The following is a 14,201-nucleotide window of genomic DNA, read 5'->3' as shown; positions in this document are numbered from 1 at the left end:
TTTTCGTTTTTATAAATTTTAAGTTCATTGTAATTATGCTAAACAGAAGACATATCCGTGTAAAAGTAATGCAAACCATGTATGCCTTTAAAGGGGGAGAAAGTGATGATTTTAGTAAAGATCAAAAATTTTTACTGTTTAGTATAGACAATATGTACAACTTGTACTTATTAATACTATCGTTACTTATTGAAGTTCAAAAAAGAGCTGAGAACGATCTACAAAAAAAGCAAAACAAACATTTAGCTACTAAAGAAGATAAAGACCCAAACAAAAAGTTTGTGAACAACCAACTTCTTGCACTTATCTCAGATAATTTCCAATTAAAGAACCAATTAGAGGTTTATAATATTTCGAATTGGGAATTAGATAGCGAATATGTAGATGTTATTTTTAAAGCCATTACGTCTAGTGATTTGTATAAAGAATATATGACCACTAAGGTGTCTGATTTTAAGGAAGATAAAGATTTTATCGTAGATGTGTTTAAAGATATTATTGCACCAAACGAGAAACTTTACGATTATTTAGAAGACAAAAACTTAACTTGGTTAGATGATTTGCCAACGGTAAACACAACCATTTTAAAACTTTTAAGAAAAGCTAAAAATACATCGGCTGAAGGTTATTTTACTCCGAAACTTTATAAAGATGCAGATGATAAGCAGTATGCCATCGATTTATTCAGAAAAACGCTTTTAAATAGAAGTGTTTTAAACGCGGAAATAGGAAAGAAAACACAAAACTGGGATTCAGATCGTATTGCAAGTGTTGATTATGTTTTGCTTCAATTAGCTATTAGCGAGTTAAAGCATTTCCCATCCATACCTGTGAAAGTAACCATTAATGAGTATTTAGAGATTGCCAAAGAGTATTCTACGCCAAAAAGTAGTGTTTTTATAAACGGTATTTTAGATAAATTGGTAAAAGAGTATGAAGGGGAAGGCACTCTAAAAAAAGTGGGTCGCGGATTGATGTAAAATTGTGTTAACAAGCTGCTAAAAATTTTTAATAGATTAAATAATTCCTATTTTTACGCTTGAACAAAAAATAGTTTAATGATGAAAAAATTAATATTAGGATTAAGTGTACTAAGTGTAATTGCTTTTACATCTTGTAAAGAAGATGCTTCTAAAAAAGTTGAAGAAGCTAATGTAACGGCAGCAGCTCTTAGAGATGCGAAGTCAACTAAATTTCCTGTACTTGAATTTGTAGAATCTGAGCACGATTTTGGTGTGATACAAAAAGGTAAATCTGTTGAAACGGTATTTAACTATAAAAACACTGGAGATGCTCCGCTTGTGATTACTGATATTAAAAGTACATGTGGTTGTACGGTACCAGAAGATTGGAGTAGAGAACCTTTAGCTCCTGGAAAAACAGGAAAATTTACCGTGAAGTATAACGGTAGTGGTGCTAATAAAATATCAAAAACGATTACAGTAACAGCAAATACCGAAAAGGGATCTGAGGCAGTTAAAATTTCTGCATTTGTGCAAGAACTTAATCCAATAGCAAATTAATTCCGCTGCAAGAGCAGCACACTAAATAACTAATTAATAACGAGAACAATGGAAGGAATCGGTCAATTTTTACCGTTTATACTAATGTTTGTGGTTGTGTATTTCTTTATGATTGCACCACAAATGAAACGTGCCAAAAAAGAGAAAAAATTTAATTCAGAATTATCAAAAGGTGATAAAGTTATTACCAAAAGTGGTTTACACGGTAAAGTTTTAGAACTTAATGATAAAGACCAAACTTGTGTTATTGAAACCATGTCTGGAAAAGTTAAGTACGAACGTTCTGCCATTTCGATGGAATTGAGCTCTAAAGCTAACGCACAAGCATAAATTATACTTTTAAGTATGTTAAAAAAGCTTCCAATTTTGGAAGTTTTTTTTATGCTTAAAACTCAAATAGCCTGTAATATTTTAGGATATTTTATTTAAAACTAAAAAATAAATTAATTTAGGAAGGTAGGGTAAGTAACTAATTGGTTGTCTAATAATTGAATTGCTTATTAATTTAATTTTTTCAATTATGGATTTACTTTTAGTTTGTTTAGTGGTTTCAATCACCAACAGTATAATGTTTTTAGCTTACCAACAGAAGGCTTTTTTTATTAATTTGTGTTTTAGTTTATATACAGAAATGTGGGTTAAAAACGGGTCCTCTCATAATCAATTGGTTATAGAAAAAACGAAAAATGGTGCTTCCAGTTCAGTTAAAAATGTATTTACGATCATGAATAAAAATAGTAAAATGCTGGAAGTAAAGCGTTTGCATGATTTGCGTATCGAGAAATCACAATTAAAAAGTAAACTTAAAACTTTAGAATTCATTACAAATTTTGAAATGTATTTAAATGAAAACCATATTGATGTTGAAAAATTTAATCAATTTAAAGAGTTCAGCGATTTAAAATTACTAACACAACAAGGTGTTTTAGAGTCTACAAAACGAGTATCTGGTTTAAGCGCCGCTTAACGGAAATAAATAAATTTTGAATTTATATTTAGCCGGGTAATTATCTCTGGATCTGGAAGATATAAATTCACTTAATGCGTTTTTAATAGTTTATTAACGTAGGTTATTTGCTATTGGCAGTCAGTTTTTGTAAATTTGCACCATGAGTAAAGGACTTCATGAAAGGCAGAACTGTAGAATATTTAACTTTAACTTTTTAATTTTTAGGAATCAATCCGATAAATTTATTCCTCCTAGCACTTCCTATTAAGAGCTTATACCCAGCTATAACTCTTTGCTAATTATCAGTTTTACCAAGGCACTAATGTACGATAGTGTTTATTTCCTCTAATTGCATATTTTGAATTTTTAAATGACATTGCTTTTAATTTTGATGTCCTTTAAAACAATACTTTTTAATGACTATAAAAACCTTTGACGCATTTTCAAAGCCATCATTTATTGACATCAATCGAATAACGAATTTTTTATTTGAAAATTCTTCCGAGGCACGAGATACTAAAAGTGCCATAAGAAAATCTATTTTATACGCAGCAAAAGAGATACCTGGTTTAGGTGGGTATGTGTTTGTTATGGAGCATAATAATAGCATTTTAGGAGCTGTTGTAATAAATAAAACAGGAATGAACGAGTACATACCAGAGAATATATTGGTTTATATAGCGGTTAAAAAGGAGTTTAGAGAAAAAGGAATTGGTAAAGCATTAGTTAAGCATACTATTACGTATTGCAATGGCGATATTTCAACCCATGTAAATAAAGATAACCCAGTGGTTAAATTATTTGAAAAGCAAGGGTTTAAATCTAGAAACATTGAATTGAGATTGGTTAGAGAATAACCAATATTTTTAACAAATTAAAGACAAAACACAATGAAAATTTTATATATAAAAAGAGAAACAACATACGAAAAAAGGCACAGTATAAAAATGGGCGAGTTAACCACAAAGGTTACTTATATTAGAAAGTATCTGTTTGGCTTACCTGTTAAAACACTTCATAAATATAGAGAGACTTATTATGGAGAAGTAAAAGACTGTAGTGATTGTATGTTATTCGTTTAGTAGTAAAAAAAGGAATTAAACAATAAATATACCAATAAACAAAAACAAATGAAAGTACTAGTAATTGGAGCAGGTAACATGGGGCTTACTTATGCAGAAGGGATGTCGAAATCAAAATTGTTGAAGAAGAAAAACATCATGGTTTTAGACAAGTCTGAAGAAAAACTTGCAGAATTAAACGATATATCTCATTTTGATGCTTTTAGCGAGTTGAAAGATTGCGTTCCACAAGCAGATATTATATTTATAGCCGTAAAACCATACCATGCAGAAAGTGTTTTTAAGGCGATTAAAACTTTGGTGCAACCTCAACAAATTATAGTTTCTATTATGGCAGGTGTTTCTATAGCCTCAATAAAAGAAATAACAGGATTGAACAAGATTGTTAGAGCGATGCCTAATTTACCAGCACAAATAGGAAAAGGCTTAACATCATACGTTATATCTCCAGAGGTTTCTAGAATAGAAATGTTAACTGTAGAAAGCTTATTAGATACCACCGGGAAATCGATGCGTGTAAGTAGTGAGAATTTTATCGATGCCTCTACAGGTATTTCAGGAAGTGGGCCAGCTTATGTTTTCTACTTTATGCAAAGTATGATGGAAGCTGCTTTACAAATGGGCTTTTCAAAAAATGATTCTACCGTTTTGGTAAGTCAAACGTTTACAGGAGCTGTCGAGCTTTTTAACCAGTCTAATTTATCACCAAATTCTTGGATGGAAAAAGTGGCTTCTAAAGGAGGAACTACGCGCGCAGCGTTAGATTCTATGCAAGATAACAATGTAAACGTATTAATAAAAGATGCAGCATTTGCGGCGTTTAATCGCGCTGTAGAATTAGGAAAAGAATATTAAAATAATGTATAAAGAAAGAATAGTTATTAAGGTTGGTACAAATGTAATGACCAACAAAGACAATAGAATTGTTAGACCCGTTTTACGTAATTTAGTAAAACAAATAGCCGAATTATATGAACGCGATATTATTTGTGTTCTAGTTTCGTCTGGATCTGTAATTGCAGGAAAAGAAGTTTTAGGTAAGTCTAAAATAAAAAATAAAACACAACGTAGACAAGTATATTCAGCTATTGGGCAACCAAGAATGATGCGTTTGTATTACAATATATTTAATGATTTTGGGATGAAATGTGCCCAAGTGTTACCAACTAAACGTGATTTTAGCCCTGGTGTACACAGACAAAACATGATTAATTGTTGTGAAGGTTTATTGCAAGAAGGCGTAATTCCTATTGCAAATGAAGATGATGCCGTATCGGTTACCATGTCTATGTTTTCTGATAATGATGAGCTAGCAAGTTTAATAGCACAATTAATTGGTGCCGATAAGCTTATTATTTTAACCGATATTGATGGTGTTTTTACAGGACATCCAGATTCAGCAAGCAGTGATTTGATTACTAATATTAATCCTGAAGAAAATTTAGATAAATATATAAAGGATAGTAATAAGCAAGAAGAAGAAGGAAGAGGCGGTATGGGCTCTAAATTAGACTATGCTCAAGAAGCAGCGGCCAACAACATTCCAACTTTTATTGTTAACGGTAAAACGGATAACGTTATCATCGATATTATTGATGGTAAGGCTGTTGGTACAAAAGTATCGTTATAATTATCTGTTATTTTAAAAATAATTAGATGTTGTGGTAGGGTCATTTAGTTTTTAGTTGTCTTAATAATGAAAGGAGCTTTAAAAAGCGCTTATTAAGTATAACTTAAAAAATGACACATCATGAAATTATTTAAAATAGTAGTATCAATTGTAGCCGTTAGTTTGGTTTCTGTAGGATATGCACAAGAAACCAAAATAGCAAGTGAAACCAAAGTAGATAAGCAGTCGTATTACCAAAACCGGGCTTATGAAGACGCTAAGTATGAACAACAATTTGTTGCAGAGACTAAAGCAGAAGAGGAGGCCTTTTGGAAAGAACAACAAGCTTATGAGAAGGATTTAAAGCGCCAAGACAAAAAAGCGCATAAAGCCTATGTAAAAGGTAAAAAGGACGCGTACAAATCGCATTATAGCCATTGTGATTCACATTGTCACCATAGTGCAAGTTATTACGGTCATGCATCCTTTTACTATTATGGTTATCATGAACATTACAATCAAAGATATCCAAGACGCTCTAGCAGTGTTAGCGCGGGTGTAAGAGTAGCAACTCCTAATGTACGCGTCGGATTGTTTTAAACATAAAAAAAGTTCCGAGACATCGGAACTTTTTTTTATTTAGCAGTTTTTATATTTATCGTGTAAGCCAACTCCTTGTAAAATCATGGGTGTTATTTTTTCTAAGCGGGTTTGTTTTGTAGCATCTCGTTTGGCATCGGTAATAAAGGCGCAATATTCACGCTGTTTACTAGGTGATAGTGACTTAAAGGCATCCCGTAATGCTACATGGTCTTTGAAGCAGTTTCCAAGTTCGGGCGGCACTATAATATCCTTTGGAGTTGTTTTGCTTGGTTTTATCTCCTTTCCTAATTTTTGATTTTCAATGGCTTCTTTTATGTAAGCCAACACTGTGTTTTTATCAATATTATCTATAGATTCAAAGCGCATTTGTCGTAAGGCTTTTGTTTTTTCTTGAGCCTTTTCTAGGAGTTTTTTTTCATCTTTTAGAAACACACCATTAAAAAACCAAATTCCAAAATGCTGTTTGAATGCGCCTAAACCCATCACGTTTTTTCCGTTAAGTGCATAAACGGGTGCATTCCATTTAATAGATTCCTCTAACTCGGTACTGGTAAAAAGACCTCGCAAAAGAGTTAATGCTTCGCTAAAATGGTTGTTTTCCTCAATGTATTCTTCAACTGAACTTACTTTTTTCATCTGTATTTGGTGCTTCAACCTGTTGTATACGAATTTAATTATTTTTTCAGCCAATATCAACAGAAAAGTATCATGTTGTTTTTTGAACATTAAATGACTCTGAATAATGAGAATTGTTTCAACTCATCAACTTGAATGCTAGTAGTTTGATTTTTCCGAAAAGATACCCATCCAAAAATTGGGAATAACAAGGCTCATTGTAGAAAAAATAGTTAGTATTTTGGAGGCATGAAGTTAAATAAAAAGTCGCGACTCTTTTTTTGTTTTATAGTTATTCATTGCATGTTTAACGTTCCTGTAGTATCTCAAAATATAAAAGATAGTACGCTCATTTATTATAATTCTATAAATGAAATAAAAAACATGGAGGTTACTAGTAAAGCCTTCGGTTTTTTTGAGAACAAGTCAAAAGAAGCCTTGAAACGGAATGATACTATTGGTGCAGCCTATTATCTTGAACTTATAGCTTTAGGCCAGTTTAAAATGGGGTTTCCTTATGAAAGTGAGGCAACAACCATTAAGGCGTTCAAACTTTTAGATCCTATAAAAAACAACCCCAAAGCCATAGAGCCTAGACAGCGTTTATTAAACCAATTAGGGATGCTTTACAGAAAAATTGAAGACTTTAATAATGCCTTGCGTTATTATAAGCAGGCACTCGTGTTAAATGCGCATTTGGTTGATAAAGTAGCTATTGTAAATAATATGGCCAACATCTATGCAGACCAAGAACAGTATGATAGTGCTATCACCGAATTGGATTCATATTATAAGGAAGTATTAAATTTAAAAGACCCATATATTCAGGCAACTTATTTAGATAATTTAGGCTATTTTCAATCGAAGGTTGGTAATGCAATGGCTATTAAGAATATGATGTTGGCTCTAGATATTAGAAAGAAAACAGAAGATCTACCTGGTCTTTTTTCTAGTTACAGGCATATGGCTTTATACTATTTTGATCGTGATATGTTACCTGAATCTCGGGAGTATTCACTAAAAGTTCAAACTATTGCAAATACCTTAAATAGTCCTATATACCAATTAGAGGCTATGAAGTTGCTATTAAAACAAGATAAAAATCCTGTTATTGAGAATTACTTAAAACTAAGTTTAGAATCAGAAAAAACGAAGCAGTTACAAGAAAACAAGTTTGCAGCAATTAAATACAATATAGGCGAAAAGGAAAAATTAGTAGTAGAGAGCGAACTTCAACAAGAAAAGCAAAGAAAGCTAAAATTGGTATATCTGTTTTTAATGTTTGTTGTTTTGTTAAGTGCGCTGTTTTTATGGATTATACTTAAATCTAAACACAGAAAGGATAAACTTCAAGTCGTTTACACGACTGAATCTAGAATTTCTAAGAAAGTGCACGACGAGGTGGCTAACGATGTGTATCATGCCATGACCAAGCTTCAAAATAATTCAAATAACAAAGACGATTTACTGGACGATCTGGAAAAAATATATACACGTACCAGAGATATTTCCAAAGGGATTAGTGCTATTAATGTGAAGGGGAATTTTAACGACTTACTCTACGATTTATTAATTAGCTACAAATCTGAAGAAGTGGGAGTTATAGCGAAAAATCTATCGGCTATAAACTGGCAAGGTGTTCCCGATTTAAAAAGAGCTACAATTTACAGGGTTTTGCAAGAATTAATGACGAACATGCGAAAGCATAGTAAAGCATCTATTGTACTTATAAGTTTTAGTCTAACTAAGAATAAAATAGTAATCGATTATAAAGATAATGGTATTGGATGCAAGGTTTTAAAGCACAATGGTTTACTGAATACGGAAAACCGTATGGCATCTATAAATGGAACAATTATCTTTGATTCTGAACCCAATAGTGGATTTAAAGCAACAATTACAATTTAAGAGCATGTTTACAAAAGTTTTGGTTTCTGAAGATATGGACGATATACATAAAGGCGTTTATACATTACTAACAGATTTGGGTATATCAGAAATACAGCAAGCGCAGTACTGCGATGATGCTTATTTGAAAATTAAGAAAGGAGAGTTAGATGCAGCACCTTACGAACTTCTTATTACCGATTTATCTTTTAAACAAGACCATCGCACGCAGAAATTCGAGTCGGGTGAAGATCTGGCAAAAGCCATAAAAAAGGAATACCCTCATATAAAAGTAATTGTGTATTCTGTAGAAGACCGCCTGCAAAGGGTACGCACTTTAATAAACGACTACCATGTGGATGCTTATGTATGCAAAAGTAGAAGAGGTTTAACCGAATTAACAAATGCCGTCCATGCGGTTTTTAATAACGAAACCTATTTGTCGCCCGAAGTTATCGCAGCCTTGAGTCCTAAAAACGAGTTGGAAATAGATAATTTCGATATAGAGTTAGTAAGGCAATTATCAAAAGGTTTATCTCAAGATGAGATTAGTAAATATTTAAAAACACAGCACATATCACCAAATAGTTTAAGTTCTATTGAAAAACGTCTAAACAAATTACGTGTCCAGTTTAAGGCCAATAACGCCATTCACCTAGTGGCGATTGTAAAAGATTTGGGACTTATTTAAAATAATTTAAACCATTACGGATTTCCGTAAAAAGTAGCAACCAATAGTGTCTACCTTTGGTATGCTATTAATACCTTTTTTGCATGTTAGCAAGAATTTGGGGGGGTAAACTCAAGAGCACGCTTTTTAAGCGTGCTCTTTTTTTTTGTCGTTATGGTTAACCGTAAAGATTAAAACGATAGTGGGGTTACATTTGTTCTTTAGTCAGAACAAACCGAAAAGGGACTTTAAACGGAAGTAGGTGCTTATAAAAAACAAAAACCATGACACCAATTGCTATAGCCATGCCACAAGTAGTTTTAATGTTATTAGTACCTATTGTTATGTTTTTAATAGGTTATTTCTTCGGTAAGCATGTGGGGTACTCAAAAAGGGCTAAAGAGATTGATGGTAAGTATTAAGTTACTCGCTGCATATTTTTAGTTTTATTCCTCAAAAAATAACTCTTATCTTTAAATTTACATAAGTCAAAAGGATTCATTGTAAGTTCAATCTAAAATTACGGACTATAATTTAGAGAGTACATTAGTGTCACAATTCATTTAATTACACTTCTAATTTATTTGGAACACGATGTTGTTCTTATTCTATGAATTGGAGCATATCAAAGGTGCTTTTTATTATTAATTAATGGACTAATGCCTAACTTTGACTCTTAATTTTAATAGAATTATAATTTTAAAACAATACAAAATGAGCAATTATAAAAAAGTATATATAGCAGGTGGCTGTTTTTGGGGAATGGAAGATTTATTTAGAATACGACCAGGTATTAAAGATACAGAAGTAGGTTATCTTGGTGGTGAAAACGACAACCCAACGTATCGCAACCACCCGGGGCATGCTGAAGGTCTAGAATTAACCTATGATGAGAATGAAACTAATTTTAGAGATATTCTAGACTATTTCTATAGAATTCACAATCCAACAACGCTAGATAGGCAAGGAAATGATTTAGGGTCTAGTTACCGTTCTGCTATATTTTTTCAAAATGAAGAAGAAAAAGCGATTGCAGAAGAAATTATAAAAATTGTTGATGATTCCAATAAATGGGAAGGAAAGATTGTAACAACGTTAGAGCCTTTTACAACTTTTTGGGCAGCAGAACCAGAACATCAAGATTACTTACTTCGAAAACCAGATGGATACACCTGTCATTTTGAACGTTTCGATACTTTTTTAAATGAAACAGCTTCTTGAACATAAAAAGTCTAAATGAAAGAAAAAAGTAAGATAGGGTTTGGAACAGCAGCCATTGGGAGGCCACTTTACATAAACCTGAAGCAAAATAAGGAAGAAGAGCCATTCTCGCTACCAGCATTTAAAGCTAATGGTTTAGAAGTACTTGAAGACGCCTATAACAAAGGAATCCGTTTTTTTGATACTTCTCCAGGCTACGGTATTGCAGAAGAGTTACTAGTCGATTGGGTACATCAAAAAAATGATCCTTCCATAGTTGTGTCAACAAAATGGGGTTACACTTATGTTGCAAATTTTAATCCTGATGCCACACAACATGAAGTTAAAGAGCATTCCTTAAATAAGTTGAATGAGCAGTGGATATTCTCAAAAAAATTAGCACCTAATTTAAAAATATACCAAATACACTCGGCTACTTTGGATACCGGAGTTTTAGAGAATGAGGCCGTTTTACGACGTTTACATGAGTTGAAAATTGAAAACGGACTTATTATTGGCTTAACAACTACGGGGTCGAATCAAGTAGAAGTGCTTAAAAAGGCATTAAAAATTGAGATTGATGGTGAAAAATTATTTCAATCTTATCAATGTACTTTTAATGTATTAGATCAAAGTGTAGCAATTTTAAAAGAAGCATTACAGGAATTAGAAGGTCCGTTTATAATAAAAGAAGCCTTGGCTAATGGACGCTTAATACCAAATGATAACTATTCAAATTACACCAATTTATATAGTTTTATGAAGGTTTTAGCAGAAAAACACCAAGTTGGTATCGATGCAGTAGCCTTACGTTACTGTATGGATTATTTTTTAGGAGCAACGGTTTTAAGTGGTGCAAACAACTCCGAGCACATGGCATCAAATCTTAAAGCGGATACATTTATGCTATCAACTTCAGAAGTGGAGCAATTAAGTGCCTTTGGTATATCTGCGGAAGCGTACTGGCAAGAGCGTAAAGAACTAGCCTGGAATTGAAACCTATACAAAAAATAGGGTTTGGAGGTGGCTGCCATTGGTGTACCGAAGCTGTTTTTCAAATGTTAAAAGGTGTTTCTGTTGTAGAGCAAGGGTGGATTGCTTCAGAAGGTGAAGCTCAAGAGTTTTCAGAAGCAGTGATTGTTACATATAATGCGGAAGAAATTTCATTAGAAATTCTAATAGAAATTCATTTATATACACATAAGAGTACATCTCAACATAGTATGCGTGAAAAATACCGTTCTGCCGTTTATTATTTTAATGCAGAAGATTCAGAACCTATTAAAGAAACCATTAGAAGTTTACAATCGAAATTTAACAATGAGATAATCACACAGACTTTGGCATTCAAAAATTTTAAAGCGTCTCATGAGGCTATTAAAAATTATTATTTAAAAAATCCACAGAAACCGTTTTGTGAAACATACATCAATCCAAAATTGAAACTGTTAATTCAGCAATTTACTTCTGTAACTATAATAGAAGCATTGACACATATAAAATAAAGCTAATTATGAATACAAAACTGAAAATAGAAAATAGAAATGGTTACGAACTTCATGCGCTTTTAGAATTACCCGCTAATCAAAAACCTTCACAATACGCCATATTTGCACATTGTTTTACGTGTAATAGTACCTTAAATGCAGTGAAGAATATTAGTAGGGCTTTAACTAAACATGGTTTTGGTGTGATTCGGTTTGATTTTACAGGATTAGGCAGGAGTGAAGGCGCGTTTTCTGAAAGTCATTTTTCGTCAAATATTAATGATTTGTTAGATGTGAGCAAGTATCTAGAGACACATTATAAAGCACCAAGCCTTTTGGTGGGGCATTCCTTAGGTGGTGCCGCTGTAATTGTCGCAGCTTCAAAATTGAATACTATTAAAGCAGTAGCTACTATTGGGGCTCCAGCAACTTCAAATCATGTCACGCATTTATTTTCACACAGTGTTGCTGAAGTTCAAGAAAAAGGAGAAGTTGAAGTTCATATTGGTGGACGGCCGTTTAAAATAAACCAAGAATTTGTAGACGATTTTGGTAAAACCGATTTAGCGGAAATCACTAAAAATTTACGCAAACCTCTTTTAATAATGCATGCGCCTTTTGACGAGGTTGTGGGCATTGAAAACGCACATAAATTATACCACGAAGCCCACCACCCAAAAAGCTTCGTGAGTTTAGACCAAGCCGACCACCTATTAAGTAATGAACGCGATAGTGTTTATGCAGGTAATATGATTGGTACCTGGGTACAGCGATATTTTGAACCTGCTGATAATGATATGTTACAAACAGGAGGAGAGCAGTTGGTTGCGCATCTCGATATAACCGAGAATAACTTCACAACCCAATTACAAACCAAGAAACATAGTTTTATTGCCGATGAACCCGTGAGTGTTGGTGGTGACGATTTTGGTCCATCGCCCTACGAGTATCTTAATGCCGCCATTGCAAGCTGTACCGTTATGACCTTGAAATTATATGCTGAACGTAAAAAATGGGATTTACAGGAAGTATTTGTTTACATATCTCATGCAAAAAAACATAGTGATGAATTGCAATTGGATGTTGAAGAGCCTGGGTATTTGGACCATATTTCTAAAAAATTAAAATTTGTTGGAAATCTAGATGACGCACAAAAAAAACGTTTAAAGGAAATTGCTTCCAAATGTCCAGTGCATAAAACAGTTGCAGGCGAAGTAATTTTTGATACCGAACTTTTGGAATAAAACGAGCTATTCTTTAAATGAATATAAGAAACGGTGAGCTTTATTTAGTAGGTTTATGTTTATAAGATGATATAAAAGTGTTAGAAGAAAACCGGAAATTACAGTATTCGCTCCTAATGTATTAGAATTAGAGGTGTCTACAAAGTATGGAGTTGAGCAAAGGCCAAAGTTATTTGATCTAGGTCTCTATTATTATTATCAATACCAGTCTATTTAATTATAAAATTGAGACCTCTAGCTTAAGTTGATTATAAAAAAATATTATCTTATCTAAAATTAATTAAAATGAAAAAACACATAACAACTTTCCTGTGTCTACTAGCGTTGACACTTTCTGTGTATAGCCAAGAAATTCCTATTGAGAATTTAGAAACACAATTACATACAAACACACAGCAATATTCCAAATCAATTTTAGACAACGAAATTAAAGGAATTCATGTTGCCCATGTAGCTATTACAAGTGAACATGCATTACTAGATTATTCTAAAGAAGGCTATAAAACAATATACTTGTTTGTAAAAGGTAAAGGAAATGTAATGGCGGCAAATAACACTTATGAAATAGTCCCAGAAACTATTTTATTACCAAATTCAGCTAAAGAAATTACTATTAAAACAGCAAAAAACGATACCCTACATTACTTAAAAATATCGAGTAAGTTAACAACTCAAGACCTATTAGACTTAAAAGAGTTCCCTGCAGAACACACACAAAATGTATATTATGCAAAATTCACAGATTGTAAGTCATATACAGAGCCTATTAAAAGCCCCAATACAGTAAGTCGGACTATACTGCCTAATAAGTACATACCTAGAATAGCCATGGGAACAGTTCAAACAAAGGGACCAGATAAAGTAGGTTTCCATGAACACCCTATGCTTGAACAATTATTTTTAGGGCTTTCAGAAAATGATTGTGTTGTTTATGCAGATGATGCTAAAGTGGGTTTCCCAGAATATTCTGTATTGCACATACCACTAGGTTCAAGTCATTCGGTTTCTGTAGAAAAAGATAAAATCATGTATTATGTTTGGATGGACTTCTTTTTAGATAAAAAGGGGGAGGAATGGTTGAATACTCATAATGTAGAAGACGATAATTAGTTACTAAGCGTAGATTAATATAAAATAGCCACTATTTACTCCTGTTAAGGCGGAATTAGTGGTTATTTTTATTATTTAAAAACATGAACTATCCTTCAAGTAAACAGAAAAAAAACCTAAAAACAATCTGTTTTAGGGGTTATCTTGTAGGCTTCCCCTGGTTAGAACTGTTTAAATTTCCAAAACTTCTATAAAGTTATCTTTTTTTAATTTAATATTATT

General features: G+C 32.7%; 16 protein-coding genes and 1 pseudogene. 16 read left to right on the top strand and 1 reads right to left on the bottom strand.

Features of this window, described 5'->3' with window-relative positions; translation table 11 throughout:
• Positions 1 to 35 precede the first annotated feature (35 nt).
• From nusB to Q5N74_RS10810, 8 genes and pseudogenes are all read left to right on the top strand, one after another.
• Entirely contained in the window at positions 36 to 980 is a 945-nt protein-coding gene (gene nusB, locus Q5N74_RS10850; protein ID WP_304388826.1) for a transcription antitermination factor NusB, read from the top strand.
• Positions 981 to 1,058: 78 nt separating this feature from the next.
• Positions 1,059 to 1,523 carry a DUF1573 domain-containing protein gene (locus tag Q5N74_RS10845; RefSeq protein WP_369686031.1) on the top strand — a complete coding sequence of 155 codons (465 nt, stop codon included), beginning with the start codon at positions 1,059 to 1,061 and terminating at the stop codon, positions 1,521 to 1,523.
• A gap of 48 nt (positions 1,524 to 1,571) precedes the next feature.
• On the top strand, positions 1,572 to 1,853 hold the full coding sequence (gene yajC / locus Q5N74_RS10840) for a preprotein translocase subunit YajC (RefSeq protein WP_304388825.1): 282 nt from the start codon (positions 1,572 to 1,574) through the stop codon (positions 1,851 to 1,853).
• A gap of 190 nt (positions 1,854 to 2,043) precedes the next feature.
• Positions 2,044 to 2,490, top strand: coding sequence for a hypothetical protein (locus tag Q5N74_RS10835; RefSeq protein WP_304388824.1), 447 nt, complete (start codon positions 2,044 to 2,046; stop codon positions 2,488 to 2,490).
• A 398-nt stretch (positions 2,491 to 2,888) separates the two neighbouring features.
• Entirely contained in the window at positions 2,889 to 3,329 is a 441-nt protein-coding gene (locus tag Q5N74_RS10830) for a GNAT family N-acetyltransferase (protein ID WP_304388823.1), read from the top strand.
• Between the two features lie 252 nt (positions 3,330 to 3,581).
• Positions 3,582 to 4,409: pseudogene (proC, locus tag Q5N74_RS10820) on the top strand (pyrroline-5-carboxylate reductase); the annotation flags it as partial.
• Between the two features lie 4 nt (positions 4,410 to 4,413).
• A complete protein-coding gene (gene proB / locus Q5N74_RS10815; protein ID WP_304388821.1) occupies positions 4,414 to 5,184 on the top strand; it encodes a glutamate 5-kinase in 771 nt (256 codons plus the stop codon).
• Between the two features lie 120 nt (positions 5,185 to 5,304).
• The gene (locus tag Q5N74_RS10810) at positions 5,305 to 5,763 is read left to right on the top strand and encodes a hypothetical protein (RefSeq protein ID WP_304388820.1); all 459 of its coding nucleotides are present in this window, start codon (positions 5,305 to 5,307) and stop codon (positions 5,761 to 5,763) included.
• 39 nt (positions 5,764 to 5,802) lie between these two features.
• Here Q5N74_RS10810 and Q5N74_RS10805 read toward each other — a convergent pair whose 3' ends face one another.
• Positions 5,803 to 6,402, bottom strand: a complete 600-nt coding sequence (locus Q5N74_RS10805; RefSeq protein WP_304388819.1) for a YdeI family protein — start codon at positions 6,400 to 6,402, stop codon at positions 5,803 to 5,805.
• A gap of 228 nt (positions 6,403 to 6,630) precedes the next feature.
• On the opposite strand from Q5N74_RS10805, the gene Q5N74_RS10800 reads away from it, so the two are divergent.
• The 8 genes from Q5N74_RS10800 to Q5N74_RS10765 all read left to right on the top strand — a co-directional run bounded on the left by Q5N74_RS10800 (position 6,631) and on the right by Q5N74_RS10765 (position 13,979).
• Complete coding sequence (locus Q5N74_RS10800) at positions 6,631 to 8,289, top strand: tetratricopeptide repeat-containing sensor histidine kinase (protein ID WP_304388818.1); 1,659 nt, start codon at positions 6,631 to 6,633, stop codon at positions 8,287 to 8,289.
• A 4-nt stretch (positions 8,290 to 8,293) separates the two neighbouring features.
• A complete protein-coding gene (locus Q5N74_RS10795) occupies positions 8,294 to 8,959 on the top strand; it encodes a response regulator (protein WP_304388817.1) in 666 nt (221 codons plus the stop codon).
• A 263-nt stretch (positions 8,960 to 9,222) separates the two neighbouring features.
• On the top strand, positions 9,223 to 9,360 hold the full coding sequence (locus tag Q5N74_RS10790) for a hypothetical protein (protein WP_304388816.1): 138 nt from the start codon (positions 9,223 to 9,225) through the stop codon (positions 9,358 to 9,360).
• A gap of 292 nt (positions 9,361 to 9,652) precedes the next feature.
• Positions 9,653 to 10,159, top strand: coding sequence for a peptide-methionine (S)-S-oxide reductase MsrA (gene msrA / locus Q5N74_RS10785; RefSeq protein ID WP_304388814.1), 507 nt, complete (start codon positions 9,653 to 9,655; stop codon positions 10,157 to 10,159).
• A 15-nt stretch (positions 10,160 to 10,174) separates the two neighbouring features.
• Complete coding sequence (locus tag Q5N74_RS10780; protein WP_304388813.1) at positions 10,175 to 11,134, top strand: aldo/keto reductase; 960 nt, start codon at positions 10,175 to 10,177, stop codon at positions 11,132 to 11,134.
• Positions 11,131 to 11,643: a peptide-methionine (S)-S-oxide reductase gene (locus tag Q5N74_RS10775; RefSeq protein WP_369686030.1), complete on the top strand. Its 513-nt coding sequence runs from the start codon at positions 11,131 to 11,133 to the stop codon at positions 11,641 to 11,643. Before Q5N74_RS10780 ends, Q5N74_RS10775 begins: the two co-directional genes overlap by 4 nt.
• 5 nt (positions 11,644 to 11,648) lie before the next feature.
• The gene (locus Q5N74_RS10770) at positions 11,649 to 12,869 is read left to right on the top strand and encodes a bifunctional alpha/beta hydrolase/OsmC family protein (protein ID WP_304389037.1); all 1,221 of its coding nucleotides are present in this window, start codon (positions 11,649 to 11,651) and stop codon (positions 12,867 to 12,869) included.
• Between the two features lie 285 nt (positions 12,870 to 13,154).
• Positions 13,155 to 13,979, top strand: coding sequence for a hypothetical protein (locus tag Q5N74_RS10765; RefSeq protein WP_304388812.1), 825 nt, complete (start codon positions 13,155 to 13,157; stop codon positions 13,977 to 13,979).
• Positions 13,980 to 14,201: the final 222 nt, after the last annotated feature.

The sequence above is a fragment of the Mariniflexile sp. AS56 genome (assembly GCF_030552475.1).
GTDB lineage: Bacteria > Bacteroidota > Bacteroidia > Flavobacteriales > Flavobacteriaceae > Mariniflexile.
The sequence above is the reverse complement of the archived record's forward strand: the minus strand, read 5'-3'. Positions and strand labels throughout refer to the sequence as shown.